Source organism: Candidatus Beckwithbacteria bacterium (assembly GCA_012797845.1).
In the GTDB taxonomy this organism is placed as follows: domain Bacteria; phylum Patescibacteriota; class Microgenomatia; order UBA1400; family UBA1449; genus JAAZOH01.
The window spans coordinates 1-20,530 of the sequence record JAAZOH010000016.1 but is presented as its reverse complement, the minus strand read 5'-3'; the positions used below and the strand labels follow the sequence as shown (position 1 = coordinate 20,530).

Here is a 20,530-nt window from a genome sequence, read left to right as displayed (position 1 = left end):
AGTGTATGCTGGATAAACCAATTTCAGAGTATATCTTGAGTTATTTCCGGTTTCGCAAAGCCTCAAATGAAATAAAGCAAGATGAGGCTATAGCTTTACTTGATTTAGGTTGTGGGCCAACTTGCCAGCTGTTTACTTGGCTACAAAATCACAATTATATTATTGGTAAATATGTGGGAATTGATCCTTTAGTACAAGTAAAAAATACTAATAAACAAGTTAAAGTTATCAAACAAAAATTGAACGGCAAGTTGCCGTTTAAAACTAGTACTTTTGACTACGTAGTTGGCCTAGCATTTTTAGAGCATATTGATAATCCTGAAAACTTACTGGCAGAAAGTTTTCGGGTGCTAAAACCAGGAGGCAAACTGATTTTTACTGCCCCTTCCAAAACCCTACAGCCTTATTTAGAGTTTTTAGCCAGGGTGGGGTTGGTTTCCCGAAGAGAGATTGCCGAACATAAACAGTACTTTGATAGAAAGTCACTACTCAACTTGGTCCCTAAGGAGTATCAAAAAAAAGCTGCGCACCACTATTTTCAATTTGGCTTAAATAACATGCTTACTATCATAAAATGAAATTGACAGCTCAGCCACTTGCCAATTACACACTTCTAATTGTTTTGGCCATTGTAGTTACGATCATTTTTACCTGGAACTTTTCAACCCACATTTTCAGCTACTACACTGATGATGGCGATTACGTTTTGAGTGCTTCAATTTCCTGGTATGTGCAAAACGCTATTAAAACAGGTAAAATTTTTCACCAGACTGATTTTTTTAATGGCTACCAATTTTATCCCCAACCGCTAACCCTAGCTTACTCTGACCACCGGCTCTTTTACGGTTTGCTCCTGCTGCCCATATACCCTTTGGTTACCAGCTTAGGTACGGCTATGAATCTTGTGCAATTTGTGTCTATAGTGGGCACGTTGCTGGCAGCCTATGTTACCTTTGTGTACTTTTTAAAAAGTAAAGTTGCCAGTGGAATTGCCAGTTTGGTTTATACCTTTAATCCTCTTTTTTACGCCCACTTTCCGCAGCACTTGGATTTTACCAATAGGGCTTTGCTGCCTTTGCTATTTTTAACTGCTTACAAATACATTCAAAAACCGAGCTGGAAGCGGTCAGGAGTTTTTACCCTGACTTTGATTTTGAGCAGCTTTACGGCAGTATATTTTTTTAGTTTTAGCCTGCTAGTCTTGCCAATATTTATTGCGCCTTTGCTGTGGAAAAAATGGAAAGATAAAAAATACCTAATAAAACTAGGAACTACCAGCTTGCTGATACTTTTGTCTTTACCAATAATTTTTTACATTTACCAACCGTATGGTCAGTTTAGCCGCCAGGAAATGATCGAGCGGACCATAGGGCAAAACATCTTTTTCTCAGCAAGATTAATTGATTGGATCAGTCCTCATCCCCAAAACTGGCTCTACGGCAGCTTAGCTCAAAAGCTGGACCCGTATCGGGCACCTAAAGACCAAAACGGTATTTTTAACTATGAAGAACACACCATGTTTTTAAACCTTATGCCAATGTTACTTTTTGGTATTGCCTTCGTAGTTAGTCTGGGGAAATTTAAACAGCTTAGCTTTAAAAGCAAGACTACCTACATAGCTTTTGGTCTGGTTTTGGGCCTAGCTTTTATCCTGACCTTTGGGCCGTATAGTCAGTGGTGGAACAGCTTTGCCAGCACAGCTCTGCCCCTGCCGTTTTTTTACCTGCGCAAAATTATACCTTTGCTTTCAGGAATCAGAGTTACTAGCCGTTTCCAGTTTTTGTTTTACTTACCGTTTGCTTTAGGAGTTGGTTATGGTCTAAAAATAATTTTGCAGTACTTACCAGCCAAAGTCATGAAAGTAGGATTTATCGTGGCGGTAGTTAGTTTACTGCTTTTGGAGAACTGGAACACTAAAACCTATCAGGACAACTCATATATCCTTAAGCAGTTACCGAACAAACAACTGCAGTTTTTACGCAACAAGAGTGTTTTGCATTACCCTACCAAAATCCATGACTTGGGTTCAGAAAGTAACTATTACTTAAATTGGCTAACTCAAACAGGTGAAAAAACCGTCAACGGCAACAGCGGCTATTTGCCGGCAGACCATATTAAACTGCTGGAAAACTTGGAAGCAAACTTGGATGAAGCGGCTTTGACTAAGCTCAAAGCTTTGACCGTTGATTACGTTATTATCCACCAAGATTTGCTGGCAACCAGAGAGCAACAAGCCATGATTGCTGCCAATAAAAACCTATATCAAAACCTGGTAATTTGGGAAAATAATAATCTTCAAATTTTGGATCTACATAAACTGGCAGTTCAACCAAAGCTTTGTGATTGGCAAAGTTTGAACAAAAATTTGCAACTAGCCACGGTCAAAAATTACCCCAAGCAAATTTACGTTCTGTTTTTAAAAAATTCCCAGGATTGCTACGTAGTCAGTCCTTTTGAGCAAAAATACCAGAGTTTAGCGTTTACGACCTATGATTTGTTTGGCCAGGAAATTGAGCGTCATGTTCAACTGAGATTACCAGCTATACTAGAACCAGATCAGGAAATTATGCTCAGTGAGCTGACTAATGATTTAAAAATTTACTAATGAAAAGCAAAAAAGCAAACATTGATCCCGAACTTTTGGAAATTGGCTACTGGATTTTACCGATCCTGCTGTTTGTACTGCAAGCTATTTTTACCTTTAGTTCATTTAATCAAATTAGATATGAAGAGTTGGCTGAGTCGATCCGCAACGTTTTTTGGTTGGAAAAAGGCTTAGTCTATGATGGGGTTTCTAGTAACCTGGGTTGGTATTTGCCACTGCTGGGTATATATAAACTCTTTGGCTTCAGCCTTTTTGCTGCCAAGTATCTGCGTTTGGGTATAGCCTTTTTTTCACTTTTGAGCTTGGCTGCGGTTTTTAAAAAATTACTAGGTCTAAAAGCCTGGTTGCCGCTACTGGTAATTGGCTTATCACCCACTTTAATTTTTTTCAGCTGCCTTGAAGCCCAGTTTGGAATAGAGCTGCAAGTTTTACCGATTTTAATTTGGCTACTTTTATACGTCTCGCCTCAAAAAACGTGGCAATCAGTGCTAGCGCTGCTGGGAATTGGAGTGATAGCAATGATAACCTGGCTTTCGTACCCGGCCTTTATTATTTATATTCCTGTTTTAGGCTTTTGGATTGTTTACAGATTAGGGCAAAAAAAACTGGTTCAGTTATCAGCTTTAGTGATTGGTGGTTTAATTCCATTTTTATTAGCAATTAGTTTAGTTACCAACAAAAACGTACTTTGGCATGATCCCAAAACTGGAGGAGGCTTATTTCGGGGAGCAGGTCAGCTGAGTTTTTCTTTAACCCATATATGGAACAACGTTATTGGTTTGATTTCGGATTTACTGAGTAAAGGTACCAGCTATTACTATGAAGTGGCGGCTGGTGATTTTTCCTACCTATTTCCCTTGGTCAGTTTAGGTTTTGTTACTTACACTTGTTACCAGGTTTGGCAGCAAAAAGATAAGAAACGTCTCATTATTTTTTCAGCAATTATAGTGATGGTCTTAAGTTTGTTTTTATCAAGCATGACAAGTGATCCCAGCGGTTTGCCCGGGATGCGGCGTAACACTGGAGTTTTAGTTGGCATTTATACTTTATTCACTCTAATCTGGGATTGGATTTTTAATAAAAAATGGGTTGATCGGCAAGTTAAACAAATAGTAATAGGAGTTTGTATTTTGCTTTTAGTCCATCATGGTTTGGCATACATTGTAAATATAAGTAGTCTATCCAAGCCCAGTCTATTTCAGGCCGGATTATGGTTTGGAATTTATGAAAACCCGCAAAAATCCATTGACTTTTGGGCGACAAAGGCCCAAAAAGAACCGCTTGAGCTAGCTTGTAAAAATGAAGCAGGTGAGAACGTATATTGTCGTTATCCGGAAATATATGCAACACTGGCCGGTTCATGTGAATGGAATAAACTTAACTGTCGAGAAATCTATGGCTTTGATAATAAAACTCAAAAATTTATTCCTCTATCGGTTGAGCTGTGGAGAGATTACTATTGGGAACATTAAAAGGCTATTATTGAGTTTTAAGCTGTAATTAATTACACTAAAAGAGATTATAAATTTCTTGAAAATATGGAACACTTTAACAGTAAAGCACTACTATATCGAATTATTAACAAATTAATTATTGGAATTATAATTGGTTTGATTTTGGGGTTTTTTGCCTTAGTAGTATTTTCAGCCGACAAATTAAATGCAATAGGAATAGTAATTTCTCTACTTTTTTTATTTGGACCAATTGTGCTTATGTATGTTTTAGCGAAACTAGAATACAAAAATCTGACATACGCCTTAGATGCAAGTGCCTTGAATTTAAAAAAAGGTGTTTTTAGTACTTTTTCAACCACTATCCCATTTTCAAAAATTACCAACATTGACTTTAATCAAACTTTTTTACAAAAAATATTTGGAGTAGGAAATATAGTAATCGACCAGGAAGATGCGCAAACTGTATGGTCAGGAATCGATAGTGAAAGCAGCCAGAGGATTATGAAAACAATTGGTGAGAAAAGTAATGTACAACAAATGAAATAGTAGCTATGGAACCAACTGCCCAAACTCCTTATAACCAAACCCAAGCGGCTTTTGACGAGCTATTTCAGGAAGTTGATCAGCTGCGAGAAAGAGTCGAACAAGCTGATATCCCAGACGAACTCAAAGATAAAATTCGCGAAATGCTAGTACGGCTCAAACGAATGGCCCGTTTTGGTGGTTATAGTGAAGAATATGAAAAAATTTCTCACTATGTAGAATGGGTGTTATCACTACCTTGGAATTATCAAACTGAAGATAATCTTGACTTGGAGCGGGCTAAAGACATTATGGATAAACACCACTACGGTATGGATCATGTTAAAAACCGGATTTTGGAGTACATGGCAGTTTTGAAATTAAATAGAGACAAAGACAAAGTCAGCCGGGCACCAATTTTATTTTTAGTGGGTCTAGTCGGAACTGGGAAAACTACTTTTGGACCAGCACTATCTGAAGCCATGGGTCGTAAATATGCCCGGATCCCGTTTGGTGGTATGGGCTCGGCTCTTGATCTTCGAGGCCAGTCACGGCTTCATGCTGATAATGAACCAGGCAAGATTATTAAAGCTCTCCGCCAAGCCCAAAGTCGCAACCCCGTGATTCTGCTTGATGAAATTGACCGGGTTTCTGAAGAAGCCCGCAACGATATTATGGGGGTACTAGTTGAGATTTTAGATCCGGGTCAAAATCACCGTTTTATTGATCACTACCTTGATTACCCTTTTGATTTATCTGATGTGCTATTTATTGCTACGGCCAACAATACCCGTAATGTAGCTACGGCAGTACTGGACAGAATGGAAGTAATTGATATGCCTTCCTATACTGATGATGAAAAAATTGTGATTGGTAAACAATATATTTTGCCAAAAATTATAGAAGAAGCAGGGCTTACTCCAGACCAAGTTCATATTGATGAACAGCTATGGACAAAAATTGTCCGGCCACTTGGCTTTGATTCCGGTATCCGAACATTAGAAAGAACTATTCGCCGAATTGTCCACAGAGTAGCCCGTTTGGTGGTAGCTGGCAAAGGAGATACTTTCCATTTAGACGAAACCAATATTAAAGGCTTTTTGCCAGACTATTAAAGACCAATACCTTTTTCTCCATTTTTATCTCGTTAAAGTTAAGTTTTGCATGGTACACTAAATCAGTAAATTTAAATAAATCATGTGTCATTCTGAGCAAAGCGAAGAATCTTTTAAGATCCTTCACTGCGTTCAGGATGACACATACTAAACTTATGCTAAGAATTATCCCCCTTGGAGGTATTGGTCATGTGACCAATAACATGTTTGTCTATGAATATGGTGAAGGCCAAAATGTAGAGCGCTTGATTGTTGACTGCGGCATTGGCTTTCCAGAAGAAGAAATGTTGGGAGCTGATTTACTTGTCCCCGACATTTCTTATTTGCAAGGCAAAGAAAACTCGATTGTTGGTATCGTTTTAACTCACGGTCATGATGACCATATTGCCGGACTGCCCTATATTTTGCCACAGCTTAATATGGATATTCCGGTTTTTGCCAGCCCCTTAACAGCTGGCTTTGCCCAAGAAAATTTTAAAGAATTTGGTTTAAAAACCCAAATCCAAACCTTTCCCCGGGATCAAATTTTACAATTAGGCAGCTTTGGAATTGACCCAGTTGCCATTACCCACTCAGTGCCTGATACCAAGCACTTAGCTATTACGACTCCAGAAGGAGTTATTTATCATGGTAGTGATTTTAAATTTGACTGGACTCCAATTGATGGTCATCGACCTGATGTCCAAAAAATTGCCTACTATGGCCATAAAGGCGTTTTAGCTTTGTTATCAGATTGTTTACGGATTGAAAATGAAGGTTACACTTTGTCGGAAAGTAAGGTGGGTGAAAATTTAAGTCGGGAAATCAGAGATGTTAAAGGTAAAGTCATTGTGACCACGATGTCCTCCAATATTCACCGAATTCAACAAGCAATTGATGCAGCCGTAGAACATCACCGCAAAATTGCCTTTATCGGTCGATCGGTTGAAGAAAATATCCGCATTTCTCAACAGCTTGGCTTTTTACAAATTCCTGAAAAAGTAGTTATCAATAAGCGTCGGATCAAACAGTTTAAAGATAATCAACTGTGTTTGATTGTGGCTGGCAGTCAGGGACAAATAGGTTCCACTTTAGCGCGAATTGCCACCAATCAACATCAGCTAGTTTCTATTAAAACTGGTGATCATGTAGTCTTTAGTGCTGATCCAATTCCAGGTAACGAACGTAATGCGTATCGGGCAGTGGATAATTTAGCTAAATTAGGAGCCACCGTGTCTTACCGTGAAGTCCAAGATACTTTACATGTGTCTGGTCATGCTTCAGCTGATGAATTGCGGCTATTGCTAACTTTAACAAAGCCGAAATATACCATTCCAATCGGGGGAACTTTCCGGCATATGACCCAGTACCGGTTGCTAGCAACTGGTATGGGTTGGCGAGATGAGCAAGTTTTACTACTTAATGATGGAGAGATAGCCGGTATTAGCCGAGATAAAATCTGGGTTGATAACAAAATTAAACTCAAAACTATTATTGTTGATGGTTTGGGAATTGGCGATGTGGGACCTTTAGTATTGTCTGACCGCAAAAAAATGTCCCAAAGCGGTATGATGGTCATTGCCATTCCAGTTGATCAAAATAAAAACCAAATTAAAGGCCGACCAGAAGTCATTACTCGAGGTTTTGTCTTTGCCCGACAATCACAGGAACTCTTAGAAGCTATCGCAGACGAAACTCAAAAACACCTGCTAGCTGGCATGCAAATCAGAGATTGGAAAGATAAGCGAGATGAAGTCACCGAAGAACTGGAAAAATTTGTGTTTTTAGAAACCCAGCGAGAACCATTGGTGCTGATAACGTTGGTAAAAAGTTAATTTGAGATTTTTTAGCTACAAAACAAACAATATCCTTTTTGATGGCCAAAGCTTTTTCTCTTTAAGGTAATTTTTTTAAAACCAGATTTTTTCAAAGAAATCATAATTTCTTCAGGCTTTCTTAGAATAAAATGCGAGCCCGAAATAATAGTTGGGTATACAAAATATAAAACAAACAAACCAGAAGGTTTTAAAATTCTTCTAATTTCTCTAAATACCTTTTCTAAATCTGGCCAGAAGTAGATTACATGAACAGAGATTACCGTATCAAAAAAATTAGCTACAAAAGGTAATTGTTCAGCTGGAGCTAGTTGTAGTTGAAGTTTTCCAGAATCAATCAAAGCTTTATTTTTTTTCTGAGCTATTTGAAGCATGGTTTTAGAAATTTCAACTCCCCAAACTTTATTTGTAAGTGCAATTTTTTGTAAATTTAAGCCCGGACCAAATCCAATTTCTAAAACCTTATCATCTTTTTGTAAATCCAAAAGAGATAAAACCCATTGATTTTGCTTTTGATTAAGCTTAGCCATATCTTTAGCAACATATGTACCTAAAATACCTCGAGGATATTTAAATTGGCCAGCAAGAAGGCGAAAAAGTAGTCTATGCATCTAGCTTTTATTATGTCATATCCAAAGTGAGTTTTTAAAATAAAATAAAGAATCGATCTTTCGCTTTTTAGATATTTCTGTTAATCTTATGGTGTAAAATAAGGGTAAATACTGCCTATGCTAGGACTAAATAAAAAAACCAAAAAGAAGCGTAGCAAAAAACGCTCATCCTCAAAAAAATCCAAGAAGCAGCAGCAAAATGAACTGCAACTTAATCCTAAAGTGGTTCGGTCAATTGCGGCCCTTGTTTTCTATTTTGTAGCTATTCTGATTGTTTTATCGTTTTTTCAAAACGGAGCTTTACTGGAAGCAATTAGACGAATTTTTTCAAGCTTACTGGGTTGGGGCATGATTTTTGTACCTGTTATTCTTATCTTTGGAGGCAATATTTTGTTTCGCCCTCAAGCTTGGTTTTCCCGACCCACATTATTTTTGGGTAGTATTATTCTGACAATTTCTATTGTCAGCATGATGCAAACTGGATCTTTAGGGGTTGAGCTTTGGCAAAGTCTAGCTATTTTGATCTCTAATTTAGGAGCGTTTTTTATTTTTCTCTTTGGCTTTATTATTGGTTTTATGGTTTTTTTCGAAGTTTCTCTTTCTGATATGTATAAATTTTTAAAAGCAGTTTTATCTAAATTCAATATTGTTCACTTATTTACCGTGCCAGCGGAAGAACTATCATTTGAAGACAAACTAGCTCAGGCTTCTACAGATAAACAATCTTGGGAGCAAGAATCACTGCTTGATAAAGAAGAAGAAAAAACTATTCCAACTACTCCTGATGAGACTAAATCAACTCCTGAGGAAGGTAAAGGAGAAATTAAACCGCCAGTACCGGGAGCTACTACTCAAGTTTGGCGATTACCACCGCTGTCACTTTTATCAGCCAATAATAGTAAAGCCGAGCGGGGAGATATTAAGCGCAATGCTCAGGTGATTGAGGAAACTTTACAAAGCTTTGGAGTCCAGGCTAAAGTAGTTGATTTTAGCCCTGGTCCAACTGTGACCCAGTATGCTATCCAACTAGCAACTGGCACAAAGCTGACTAAAATTACTTCGCTGGCTAATGATTTAGCTCTGGCTTTAGCGGCCCGAACCGGCCAAATCCGGATCGAAGCCCCTATTCCTGGTAGGCCCTTGGTCGGGATTGAAGTGCCAAACTTAAGTTCAGCCTTAGTCTCTCTAAAAACTGTTTTGGCGGATGGGGAAATGAAAGCCAATAAAGCCAAATTACTGGTTGGTTTAGGGCTGGATGTATCTGGAAAACATGTTTTGTTAGACATTGCAAAAATGCCGCATATGCTGATTGCTGGACAAACTGGTTCAGGTAAATCAGTCTGTATTAATACTATTTTAAGCTCCATTTTATTCAGATCTACGCCGAATGATGTCAAAATGATTTTGGTTGATCCCAAGCGGGTTGAGTTATCAACTTACAATGGGATTCCTCACTTGCTAACCCCAGTGATTGTGGAGCCGGAAAAAGTAGTTTCGGCTTTAAAATGGGCTATTGCCGAAATGGAAAGCCGCTATAAAACCTTTGCTGAAATCGGAGCTCGTAATATTGAATCGTACAATGAAATGTCTGGTTTTCAGGCTATGCCTTATATTTTGATTGTGATTGATGAACTGGCTGATATTATGCTCTATGCCCCATCCGATGTTGAGGATAGTATCAACCGCCTGGCTCAAATGGCTCGGGCTACTGGTATTCATTTAGTCTTAGCGACCCAACGACCTTCGGTTGATGTTATTACTGGACTTATCAAAGCCAATATCCCAGCCCGGATTGCTTTTTCAGTTTCATCTATGATGGATTCGAGGGTAATTCTTGATTCGCCAGGAGCTGAAAAACTGCTAGGTCGGGGAGATATGCTCTTTATTCCGCCTGATCAAGCCAAGCCTCGAAGAATTCAAGGAGCATATGTCACTGATGGTGATATTAAAAATATGACCGACTTCTTGAAAAATAGCGGAGCACCAGTGCAATACACTGAAGAAGTCACTTCCAAATTTAAAGGTAAAAGTAGTAAAGGTGGGGGAACCAGTGAAGAAGGTGGCGGAACTGAAGATCTTGATGAAAATTTTGAAGAAGCAGTGCGGATTGTTTGCGGTTATGATAAAGCTTCAGCTTCACTGCTGCAGCGTAAGCTTTCCATTGGCTATAATCGAGCTGCTCGGATTCTAGACCAACTTTATGCGGCTGGAGCTATTTCAGCTCCTGATGGTTCTAAACCTCGGGAAGTTCTCATCAAAAACGCGGAAGAATTTTTAGCTAAATTAAATCAGTAAAAGCAAATTTTCATTTAGAGGTCGATAAACATGGAAAGCATTGGTCGATTACTTCAATCTCTGCGTCTCAAAAAAAACCTAACTCTTGAGCATGTCAGTAAACAAACTAATATTGCTACATATTTATTGGAAGCCTTAGAGGCAGATGATTTTACCAAACTGCCAGCTAGTACCTTTACTAAGGGTTTTATTACTTCTTATGCCAAAGTAGTAGGCCTATCACCACAACGGGCTTTAGCAATTTTTAGAAGAGATTTTGCAGTAAGTCAATCAGGTAAAATTATGCCTAAAGGGTTAGCCAAACCTTTAGATAAAGAAACGGTGGTAACTTCTAAATGGTTGGTAGTTTTGGGTATTGTAATTTTATTACTAGGTTTTGGTGGCTATATTTTTTTCCAACTACGTAACTATAGTTTGCCACCAAGTATTGATATGACTAGGCCAAAACCAAACACAGTTGTTAAAGGTCCAATTGTGCCGGTGAAAGGTTTTGTTTCGGCTGATAGTAGTGTTTATGTTAATAGCCAAGTGGTAGAAGTTTTTCCAACTGGCGAGTTTCAAGCTACGGTACAACTTTCACCTGGAAACCAAACTATTACTGTCAAGGCAATTGATAGTAATAGTAAACAAAGCGAACTTCTTATTCCTGTCTATGTGGTTGACAAATAGGAGGTAAAAACGAGACAATGAAGATATAAAATTGTACATAATAAAAAGAGGAGAACTATATGACAGACCCTATCCAGATACTGCTAGCAGTCGTAGTGACGGCTCTGACAATCATGCTGATTATTGTTGGCATTGAATTGCTGCGAGTTTTAAAAGAAGCTCGTAAAACCATGAAACGAACCAATCGAATTTTGGATGATGTGGAAACCATCAGTTCTTCAGTATCTGGACCGGTTAGTAAGTTTTCTAATTTGATTCAAGGCATGCAACAAGGAGCTTCGGTTATCAATACTATCACCCGAATTCTGGATAAACGCTTTGGTAAAAGTGAAAAAAGTGAATAAGTACTTATGAATAAAGCAAATGACACAGAGCAACAGCCAATGATGCCTCATGGTGGTGGTTTTTTTGATGGCATGGTTCTAGGAATAGTAGTGGGCGCAGCTGGCTATTTTCTGTTTGGGACTGATGAAGGCAAGAAAATAAAAGATGAACTATGGATTGAGCTAAAAAAGCAGTGGGAAGATTTAGATATCAATAAAGAAACTGTGGCCACAGCGACCCAGCAAGTAGTGGTTAAAGCTAAACAGCTTAAAGATCAAGTGGAAGAAAACCTGCCAGAAGTGAAGCAAAAACTTCAAGAAGAGCTTAAGGAACTGGAAAAATCAACTCAAGCAGCTCGTAAACAAGCTGATGCTATGGAGAAAAAGCTGCAAAAAACCGCCTCCACTATAGAAAAAAAGTTTTTTATGCGTAAAGGGAGAAAACTGGGATAATAATAATTCAGGATTAATCTTATAATTTACAACTTGTACAACTAAAGTAATAACTTTATGATGATTATCATAAAGTTATAAAATCGTCAATTAAGGAGGTAGTATGGCAATTATTGATAATGGAGAAAGCAAAGTAATAAGATTAAAAGCAGGTTATCCTGAGGGTTCAGAAGAAGGGCAGGCAGGGAACATGTTTCCTCGTAGTATGAGTACATCTACAGAACTTTCTGAAAATGGAGATATGTTAAGAGATTCACAAGGTGAATTAAGGAAAGAAATAGAAAATAGTGGTGAAAATCCTATTATTCCAGAAACCACACCATTAGAAGATAAATTAAGAAGGTAATCAAAATAAATACCAAGTAGTTCTGTTAAAAACAAAGAAATTGCTATATCCAAAGGTCGGAAGTTGGGGAGGTAAATAAATTTTCCGTGTTATCATATATTCATCATTATTTATGTCATCCTGAGGGAAGTATGGCCGAAGGATCTTTTTTAAAATAAAAAGACCCTTCTCTCGTAAATGTGTGATCAGAATGACACTATTACTATTTGTATATTGCTATGAATGCCGATCAAGTCAGATCAAGCTATTTAGATTTTTTTAAAAGCCAGGGACATGTGATCGTGCCATCAACTTCTCTAGTTCCTCAAAACGATCCGACAACCCTATTTACCGGCTCAGGAATGCAGCCGATGATCCCTTATTTTTTTGGTCAAACTCATCCGCTAGGAGTTAGAATTACTAATTCGCAACGTTGTTTTCGTAGTCAGGATATTGAAGCTGTAGGTGATAATCGGCATACCACTTTCTTTGAAATGTTGGGTAATTGGTCGTTTGGTGATTATTTTAAGACGCAGCAACTGCCTTGGTTTTGGCAGTTTTTAACTCAAACTATTGGCCTTGATCCCAAGCGGCTCTATGTCACGGTTTTTGCTGGTGATTCTAAGATTAATATTCCTCAAGACGATGAGTCTGTTGAAATTTGGCAAAAACTTTTTTCAGAAACTGGTATTAAAGCTAAGGCTGTTTCAGATGCGGCTCAAAGTGGCATGGCTGATGGTCGAATCTTTTTTTATGGAAACAATAACTGGTGGTCTCGATCGGGTAAACCTAATGAGATGCCAGCTGGTGAACCAGGCGGTCCGGATAGCGAAGTCTTTTATGATTTTGATCCTGAAGGAAAATTAGGTCTACACCAAAACTCTCCATTCAAAGATCAGTCTTGTCATGTCAATTGTGATTGCGGTCGTTTCCTTGAAATCGGTAATTCGGTTTTTATGCAATACCAAAAACAGGAAGATGGTAGCTTTAAGCCTTTACCTAAGAAAAATGTAGATTTTGGCGGCGGCTTGGAGCGAATTGTAGCAGCTGCACAGGATCAAATTGATATTTTTAAAACTGATTTATTTTGGCCAGTTATTACCAAAATCGAAACCTTGACTTCTCAAAAATACGATCAGCATCCAGCCAGCTACCGTGTCATTGCTGACCATATTAGAGGAGCAGTGATGCTAGCTTGGGATGGGGTGGAACCATCCAATAAGCAACAAGGTTATTTTGCTAGGCGCTTGCTGCGGCGAGCTATGAGACACGCCAAAATGATTGGTATTAATCAAGCTTTTTTGGGCGAGTTGGTTCCTATTGTGGCGCAAATTTACCAAAAGCCATATCCTGAGCTTTTAAAAAAACAAGATCAAATTAAACAAATTATCGAGGATGAAGAAAGCCGTTTTGCTAAAACGTTGGATAAAGGTTTAAAAGAATTGGATAAACTGATTGAAGCCAAAGAGCTTAATGGCGACAAAGCTTTTTACCTTTATGAAACCTTTGGTTTCCCCTTTGAAATTACTAAAGAGTTGGCGGCTGAAAAAGGCATTGTTTTGCAAGAAAACGATTTTATGATCGCTAAGACAACCCATGCCGAGGCTTCCAGAACTGCCTCTAAAGGTATGTTTAAAGGGGGACTAGCTGACCAGTCAGAAACTATCACTAAATTACATACTACCACCCACTTGCTCCATCAAGCACTACGACAGGTGTTAGGAGACCATGTTTCCCAAGTTGGTTCCAATATTACGGCTGAGCGCCTGCGCTTTGATTTTACCCATCAGGAAAAGTTAACGGATGAACAGATGACTCAAGTGGAACAGATTGTAAACGAGCAAATCGAAAAAGACCTACCTGTTACCGTTGAAACCATGACTCCTGAAGAAGCTAAAAAATCAGGAGCTTTGGCTTTTTTTGCCGATCGTTATGGAGAAAAGGTTAAGGTCTATAGCGTTGGCGACTCTTCGACAGGCTCAGGGCAATTGTTTTCCAAAGAAATCTGTGGCGGACCGCATGTTGCCCATACCGGAGTTTTGGGGAAATTTGAGCTATTTAAACAGGAAGCGGTGGGGGCGGGGAAACGACGGGTATATGGGAGATTGATATAAATTTTGTATATATGTCAGAAGAAATACTTTGGAATAATGACTCAAGTACTAAACCAGCGTATGATTGGTGGAAAATAGTTCTAGAAGGAGAAACGATTGCTTCTTTTAAAAAAGATGTTGATAACAATGAACCCCTACAACCTGGTCAAATTTATCGAGATTTTATCTCTGCAAGAATTTTATATTTTGTAGAAAATTCTAATGAATTTAACTCTGATTCACTTAGATAAAATCAGGAAATGAAAAGATTTATTAATCTCGTAAGTAAAAGGTAAAGGGTTCTGTATATAACTTCTATTTCTGCTTTTAAAACTTCTCTTTTTGCTGCATAATAAAGCTTAGGACCACCTGCTGGTTTTTTATGAACTTGGGAAATTTACTGCCACTAAAAAAAGATAGCAATCAAAACTTAACTGCCTACTTTGCGCTGGAGATTGGCACAGGTTGGGTAAAAGTAGCAGTGTGGCATGTGGTAGAGGGTCAGGTCAAAGTTTTATCTACTAGTGATGCTATTTCTGTTGAAGGTAAAGGTGATGAAGCTTTGCTGCGGGCCACAGATATGGCTATGGCTTCAGCCATTGAAACTATCTCAGCTGATCCCAGTAGTGTTATCTTTGGTTTGCCTGAAGATTGGGTTGATGAAAATGGTATTAAAGCTGAGCGTCGAGACACTCTCAAATTTCTTTGCGGTAAACTTGAGCTTAAACCTCTAGGCTACGTTTTGTCTATTGATGCCTTGATTACTTACCTTAAACAAGAACAAGGCACACCACCCTCAGCTATTTTTATCCGCTTTAATGAGTTATTGCTTTTGGTTAGTTTAGTTGAGCTGGGTAAAGTGGTTGGCCAAGAAAATGTGGGTCGGAGTGAAGATGTGGTAGCTGATGTTCAAGAAGGTTTAATGCGTTTTAAAAAAACTGATCAACTGCCATCACGAATGGTTTTATATGACAGCCATACTGATTTTGAAGATATTAAACAGCAGCTTTTAAGCTTTCCTTGGGAAAAAGAACTGAATTTTTTGCATACTCCTAAAATTGATATCCTAGAGCCAGAAGCTTCAGTCAAAGCCGTAGCCATTGCTGGTGGCAAAGAAGTAGCTAAGTCACTTGGTCTAGATGTGTCGCTGCCAGAGGAAAAACAAGTTGAAATAGAGTCTTCAGCTCAGCCACAGACTGCAACAGTAGCCGAACAAACTCCAGAACTAGAAGTGCAAGCTGAACCTGAAATAAGCCAAGAACTTCCAGTTGGATTTAGTGTAGGTCAGCAAGCTACTGTCCCAATTTCTGCTCAAACTAGCGAGACTATTCCGGTTGCTCAAGAGACAGAAGAAATAGAACAAACTGCCAAGCAAGAAATGAGTCAAAAAGCAAAACTAGCCTTGCCAGCTTTACCCAACCCTTTTTCTCTTTTTAAGAAATTGCCTAAACTACCATTACCAGTAAGTAAAAAAGCTGAAACAGCTTTGTCACATAAACCAAAACGTAAATTAAGAGTATGGTTGGTTATTGTTGTAGCTGTGTTGTTGCTGGGAGGTGTTGGTGGTGGATTGGCTTGGTTTTACTGGAACGTGCCTAAAGCGGAAGTCACTATCTATCTCAAGCCAAAAGTGATTAGTAAAAAAATTGACCTCACAGTTGATACCGAGATTACCTCAGTTAATACTGAAGATTTTATAGTTCCAGGTAAAATTGAAGAAGTTACTATTGAAGGTAGTGAAACTATTGCTACAACCGGTAGTGTTAAAACTGGAGAAAAAGCCAAGGGGAAAGTGACTATTTACAACAAAACTGATAAAGTTAGAACCCTAACCGAAGATACTATTTTAATTGGGCCAGAAAGTCTGCGCTACGTTTTGACCGAAAGTGTCACAATTGCCTCAAGGAGTGCCCAAACAAGTGACGATAGTGTGACCTACTCATTTGGTAAAGCTGATGCCAGTATTGAGGCAGCTGAGGTTGGAGCTGAATATAACGCGGCCAAAGATAGTGATTTTGGTGTCAAAGATTTTAGCTCAGATCAATTAACGGCCACTGCTAATGAAGCCATTAGTGGCGGTACCAGTAAATCGCTACAAGCAGTTTCTAAACAGGATCGGACAGATGGTCTAGAGGCTGTGACTAAAAAACTCGAATCTCAGGCTAAAGAAAAACTGGCTGGTCAAAATGGAGATGAGTTGGTAGTATTTCCCGATACATCAGAATCTGATATTGGTGACTATTCATTTAATCATGAAACTGGTGAGGAGGCAGATACACTAACCGCTACCGCTACTGTCACAGTCACAATCCTAACAGCTAAAAAATCTGACTTTGAATTGGTTATGGTCAAAGCACTCCAAAGTCAAATTCCGGATAATTTTTCTATTACTGAAAATGGTATTGAAAGCCAAATTGATAAAGTCAAAACTGAAGATGATATCAATACTGTTTCCGTGCAAGCTCAAGCCAAACTTTTGCCCAAGGTTGATATTAATCAAATTAAAGAAAATATCAAAGGTAAATATCCTAATGTAGTCGAGCAATATTTCAAAACCTTACCGAATTTTTCTCGGACTAAAATCACTGTCAATCCTTCCCTTCCTGGTTCTCTGGGAACTTTGCCTCGGAAAACTACTAATATTTCAATTGATGTTAAACAAGATGAGTAATCGTCATGCCATATTTTTACTATAAAGCCTATCCCAAAGTTCAATCTCAAGATACACATATTCGCCAAACCTGGTTGAGGCGTGTGGGTCGAATTTTACCCAATGTTTTTATTGTAGTGGGTGCTACAGCTATGACTACGGTTTTGTATCCTTTACTGTCTTATCAAATGGTCAATGTAAAATGGGCTCAACGGTCTTTGGCTAAACCTGTCCCTCAAGAAGAATGGGATGTGATGCGAGGCATTGCTCAAAATACACAGCAAACTCTGCCTAGTGATCCGGCTCAGCCGGTTATGGCTCATCAAGAAACCCAACCAGTTATAGTTGATCTTGATTACACGAAAGTCAGCAACTGGTTTCCTCAAGCTGATATTGCTTCTGGCCAAACCTCATTGCCTAGCACAGTCAAAAGCTATACATTATCTATTCCTAAATTAAATATTGATACTATGGAGGTGGTAATCGGTGGCGATAGTTTAGATGAGCACCTTATTCATTATTCTGGCACTGCCTTGCCAGGGCAATATGGCAATCCAGTGATTTTTGGCCATAGTGTTTTGCCGGTATTTTATAATCCTAAAAATTACATGACTGTTTTTTCCAAGATTCCAACCTTGGAAAAAGGTGATGAAATTTTTGTAAAATATGACGGGGTTGAATATAAATATCTGGTAGAGTCATATCACGAAATTGAACCAAGCCAGGTAGAAGTATTGGAACAGCGTTATGATCGGCAAACTTTAACATTGATAACTTGCGTGCCGCCAGGGACATATTTGCGAAGAGGGGTAGTTATGGCAGTTTTGTCAAAGTATTAAAATATGTATAACCATGAACCATCAGATTATAATTGCCCTTTTTGCAAATTAATTCGAGGTGAAGATGGATATTGGAATAGGCAAGAAGATATTATTTACGAAAATGAAGATATTTTAGTTTTTATCTCTCCGAAATGGTGGCCTAAAAATCCTGGTGGAGTGATTGTCATTTCAAGAAATCATGTTGAAAATATTTACGACATACCAGATGATTTGCTAGGAAAACTATATATTGTTGCCAAAAGGATTGCTCTAGCTATGAAACAAAGTTATTCCTGCGATGGTATTTCTTTTCGTCAGCATAATGAGCCAGCTGGAAATCAAGATGTATGGCATTTTCATATTCACATCCTTCCTAGATGGGAAAATGACAATTTGTATATTAATCATAAAAAATCTAGACATTTTGGTCTAGAAAGCCGACAACCGTATGCTGAAAAATTAAAAATTTTTTTTAAATAAAAAATTATGAAATATCTTGGTATTGATTACGGTTTATCTCATATTGGTTTAGCTATCTCCGATGGTTATTTAGCTGAACCGCATAGTCAACTTCCCAATCTTTCCGACGAACAAAGCGCTGAGTATCTAGCCAAGCTTTGTCAGGAAGAAGGAGTGGGCAAGGTGATAGTAGGAATTTCGGAAAGTAAAATGGCAGAGCGAACCAATGATTTTATAGCTACTCTTAAAGCTCATGTTAAAATTCCAGTTTTACTTACTGATGAAACCTTGTCTTCTCAAGAAGCATTGCAAAAACTAATTCAAGCCGGAGCTAAACGTAAAAAACGGCAAAGCAAAACTCATCAGACTGCAGCTGCTATCATTTTGCAAAATTGGCTGGAAAGTGAATAGTTTAATTAAAGCCTTCTTATTTTTTTGCCTATTTAAAACTTAAGCCTATTTCTTTGTACCGACAAAGAAATAGGCAAAGAAAGCTCTCGCTTATACATCGGTCTTCATGAAGCTGTTTTATTCATATTATTATCTTCTAAGCTTCCCTCAGAGGAATGCAGAAGATATTTTTTAAGGTATTCACAAAACAGCTTCTTGATAGCTGCGATGTAAAAAGCGATTAATAAAACAAAAAGCAAAGAATTCTTCTTGCTCACCTCAGGTAAAAACAGTATAGTAAATTCATTAAGAATAGATCTGCCTAGGGAGATATTTCATGCTCAAACATATTATCAAACCTGTCCAGCAATGGCTTTTAAAAAATAAACAATGTGTGGGTTGTGGCAGGCCTCTAACTTTGGCTAAAACTAAAAAGCTAAAAGGCAAAACTTTAGTTTTTTGTGCCTGTGGCCGGATTTTTATCAAGGAAAAAGACGGCTACCGCAGAGCTCTATTTGAAGAAGTATAGATAATTTTTCAGCTAAAGGCTGATCCGCCTTTGGCGGACAATTTTCAAATTTATTTTTTTCATCTACAATGTGTAAGCTATGCCTAGAAAACGTCGCATTCACCCTTTGATTTTCATTATTTTATTTTTACTCTTATTGGCAGGTGGAATAGTTGGTGGAGCTATGTATTGGTGGAACGATGTCCAAAAACCCGTTGATTTGCAGAATCAAGAAGTTGTCAAAATTATTATTCCTAAAGGCTCTGGGGTCATTAATATTGCTCAAATTTTAAAAGACAACAATTTAATTAAAAATGAATGGGGTTTTCGGCTTTATGTAACTAAGAAGAATATGGAAGGTGAGCTGCAGGCTGGTAGTTATTCTCTCAATCAATCAATGGATTTAGCTCAGATTGCTCAAAAGCTGACTGAAGGCAAAGAAGATTTTTGGGTGACAATCCCTGAGGGTAAAAGGCGAGAAGAAATAGCTCAAATTTTGAGCGAAGCTTTTGCTGACAATGGTGTAGAATTTTCTGTCTCTGAGTTTATGTCTGCCTCAGAAGGATTAGAAGGTTATTTATTTCCAGAAACCTATTTATTTCCTAAATACATTACTACGCCTGAAGTTGTAGAAATATTACGCAGTACTTTTGATGAGAAAATTCCTGATGAACTTAAAATTAAGGCCAATGATATGGGCTTAACATTTCAGGAGGTTATGATTTTAGCCTCCTTAGTTGAGCGAGAAGCTAAGTATGAAGTTGACAGACCAAAAATTGCTCGAGTGCTGTTAAACCGTTTAGATATTGGCATGGCTTTACAAGTTGATGCTACTATTCAGTATGCTTTAGGTTCAGTTGCTTGTGCTGGGCAAGTTGGCCAAGATTGTAATTGGTGGCCAGTTGTCACTGATACAAAGTTTAAATCTCCATACAACACCTATTTGACCAATGAGTTACCGCCAGCTCCAATTTGCAATCCAGGTCAATCAGTCATAGAGGCAGTGTTAAATGCACCAGATCACGATTATATGTATTATCTAGCTGAGCCATCAGGAAAAACGCATTATGCCAAAACTAAAGCTGAACATGATGCTAATATTGAGGAATATTTGAATTATTAAAAAACTGAACATAAAATCAGCAAAGCAATTTGAAATTTCCCCTCTTTTCCCCCTTGACACGCCTTGATTTTCTGGTATAGTTGCATACATCGCTTCAGCCTAAAAGCGTAGGTTTTTTTGTTGTTTAAATAAAAAAGAGGTCGCCTTGATTTTTCTAATCTGTTACTACTAGTCTCATAAAATATTGATTCAGGTTTATCCTACCTGAATTTTTTATTTTTAAAACTATGAAACCAGCAACTCACATTGATAATCGTTTGTATTTAGGAAAAACCGATTTACCCCTTCCCAAGATAGATT

General features: G+C 38.1%; 20 protein-coding genes. 19 read left to right on the top strand and 1 reads right to left on the bottom strand.

Annotated features, from left to right (window positions below):
* Positions 1-5: 5 nt before the first annotated feature.
* From GYA49_02250 to GYA49_02225, 6 genes are all read left to right on the top strand, one after another.
* Positions 6-578 carry a methyltransferase domain-containing protein gene (locus GYA49_02250; protein NMC35844.1) on the top strand — a complete coding sequence of 191 codons (573 nt, stop codon included), beginning with the start codon at positions 6-8 and terminating at the stop codon, positions 576-578.
* On the top strand, positions 575-2,605 hold the full coding sequence (locus GYA49_02245) for a hypothetical protein (protein ID NMC35843.1): 2,031 nt from the start codon (positions 575-577) through the stop codon (positions 2,603-2,605). Before GYA49_02250 ends, GYA49_02245 begins: the two co-directional genes overlap by 4 nt.
* Positions 2,605-4,077 carry a hypothetical protein gene (locus GYA49_02240; protein ID NMC35842.1) on the top strand — a complete coding sequence of 491 codons (1,473 nt, stop codon included), beginning with the start codon at positions 2,605-2,607 and terminating at the stop codon, positions 4,075-4,077. Before GYA49_02245 ends, GYA49_02240 begins: the two co-directional genes overlap by 1 nt.
* A gap of 66 nt (positions 4,078-4,143) precedes the next feature.
* The gene (locus GYA49_02235; GenBank protein ID NMC35841.1) at positions 4,144-4,605 is read left to right on the top strand and encodes a PH domain-containing protein; all 462 of its coding nucleotides are present in this window, start codon (positions 4,144-4,146) and stop codon (positions 4,603-4,605) included.
* Between the two features lie 5 nt (positions 4,606-4,610).
* Positions 4,611-5,696 (top strand): AAA family ATPase, encoded by a 1,086-nt coding sequence (locus tag GYA49_02230; GenBank protein NMC35840.1) that lies wholly within the window; start codon positions 4,611-4,613, stop codon positions 5,694-5,696.
* Positions 5,697-5,851: 155 nt separating this feature from the next.
* Positions 5,852-7,510 carry a ribonuclease J gene (locus GYA49_02225; GenBank protein ID NMC35839.1) on the top strand — a complete coding sequence of 553 codons (1,659 nt, stop codon included), beginning with the start codon at positions 5,852-5,854 and terminating at the stop codon, positions 7,508-7,510.
* A gap of 11 nt (positions 7,511-7,521) precedes the next feature.
* Here GYA49_02225 and GYA49_02220 read toward each other — a convergent pair whose 3' ends face one another.
* Positions 7,522-8,040, bottom strand: coding sequence for a class I SAM-dependent methyltransferase (locus tag GYA49_02220; GenBank protein NMC35838.1), 519 nt, complete (start codon positions 8,038-8,040; stop codon positions 7,522-7,524).
* A gap of 198 nt (positions 8,041-8,238) precedes the next feature.
* Here GYA49_02220 and GYA49_02215 point away from each other — a divergent pair, with 198 nt between their 5' ends.
* The 13 genes from GYA49_02215 to mltG all read left to right on the top strand — a co-directional run bounded on the left by GYA49_02215 (position 8,239) and on the right by mltG (position 20,230).
* Positions 8,239-10,416 (top strand): DNA translocase FtsK, encoded by a 2,178-nt coding sequence (locus GYA49_02215; protein NMC35837.1) that lies wholly within the window; start codon positions 8,239-8,241, stop codon positions 10,414-10,416.
* Between the two features lie 30 nt (positions 10,417-10,446).
* Positions 10,447-11,085: a hypothetical protein gene (locus tag GYA49_02210; protein NMC35836.1), complete on the top strand. Its 639-nt coding sequence runs from the start codon at positions 10,447-10,449 to the stop codon at positions 11,083-11,085.
* A gap of 59 nt (positions 11,086-11,144) precedes the next feature.
* Positions 11,145-11,429 (top strand): hypothetical protein, encoded by a 285-nt coding sequence (locus GYA49_02205; GenBank protein NMC35835.1) that lies wholly within the window; start codon positions 11,145-11,147, stop codon positions 11,427-11,429.
* A 6-nt stretch (positions 11,430-11,435) separates the two neighbouring features.
* Positions 11,436-11,861, top strand: coding sequence for a hypothetical protein (locus GYA49_02200; GenBank protein ID NMC35834.1), 426 nt, complete (start codon positions 11,436-11,438; stop codon positions 11,859-11,861).
* Between the two features lie 103 nt (positions 11,862-11,964).
* Positions 11,965-12,207, top strand: coding sequence for a hypothetical protein (locus GYA49_02195; GenBank protein NMC35833.1), 243 nt, complete (start codon positions 11,965-11,967; stop codon positions 12,205-12,207).
* Positions 12,208-12,425: 218 nt separating this feature from the next.
* Complete coding sequence (locus GYA49_02190) at positions 12,426-14,300, top strand: alanine--tRNA ligase (protein NMC35832.1); 1,875 nt, start codon at positions 12,426-12,428, stop codon at positions 14,298-14,300.
* Positions 14,301-14,311: 11 nt separating this feature from the next.
* Positions 14,312-14,530 (top strand): hypothetical protein, encoded by a 219-nt coding sequence (locus GYA49_02185; protein ID NMC35831.1) that lies wholly within the window; start codon positions 14,312-14,314, stop codon positions 14,528-14,530.
* A gap of 131 nt (positions 14,531-14,661) precedes the next feature.
* Positions 14,662-16,950: a hypothetical protein gene (locus GYA49_02180; GenBank protein ID NMC35830.1), complete on the top strand. Its 2,289-nt coding sequence runs from the start codon at positions 14,662-14,664 to the stop codon at positions 16,948-16,950.
* Between the two features lie 5 nt (positions 16,951-16,955).
* Complete coding sequence (locus GYA49_02175) at positions 16,956-17,768, top strand: sortase (GenBank protein NMC35829.1); 813 nt, start codon at positions 16,956-16,958, stop codon at positions 17,766-17,768.
* 3 nt (positions 17,769-17,771) lie between these two features.
* Positions 17,772-18,230 (top strand): HIT family protein, encoded by a 459-nt coding sequence (locus GYA49_02170; protein NMC35828.1) that lies wholly within the window; start codon positions 17,772-17,774, stop codon positions 18,228-18,230.
* A 6-nt stretch (positions 18,231-18,236) separates the two neighbouring features.
* A complete protein-coding gene (gene ruvX, locus GYA49_02165) occupies positions 18,237-18,620 on the top strand; it encodes a Holliday junction resolvase RuvX (GenBank protein NMC35827.1) in 384 nt (127 codons plus the stop codon).
* A gap of 316 nt (positions 18,621-18,936) precedes the next feature.
* The gene (locus tag GYA49_02160; protein ID NMC35826.1) at positions 18,937-19,128 is read left to right on the top strand and encodes a hypothetical protein; all 192 of its coding nucleotides are present in this window, start codon (positions 18,937-18,939) and stop codon (positions 19,126-19,128) included.
* A 79-nt stretch (positions 19,129-19,207) separates the two neighbouring features.
* The gene (gene mltG, locus GYA49_02155) at positions 19,208-20,230 is read left to right on the top strand and encodes an endolytic transglycosylase MltG (protein NMC35825.1); all 1,023 of its coding nucleotides are present in this window, start codon (positions 19,208-19,210) and stop codon (positions 20,228-20,230) included.
* The last annotated feature ends 300 nt before the right edge of the window (positions 20,231-20,530 follow it).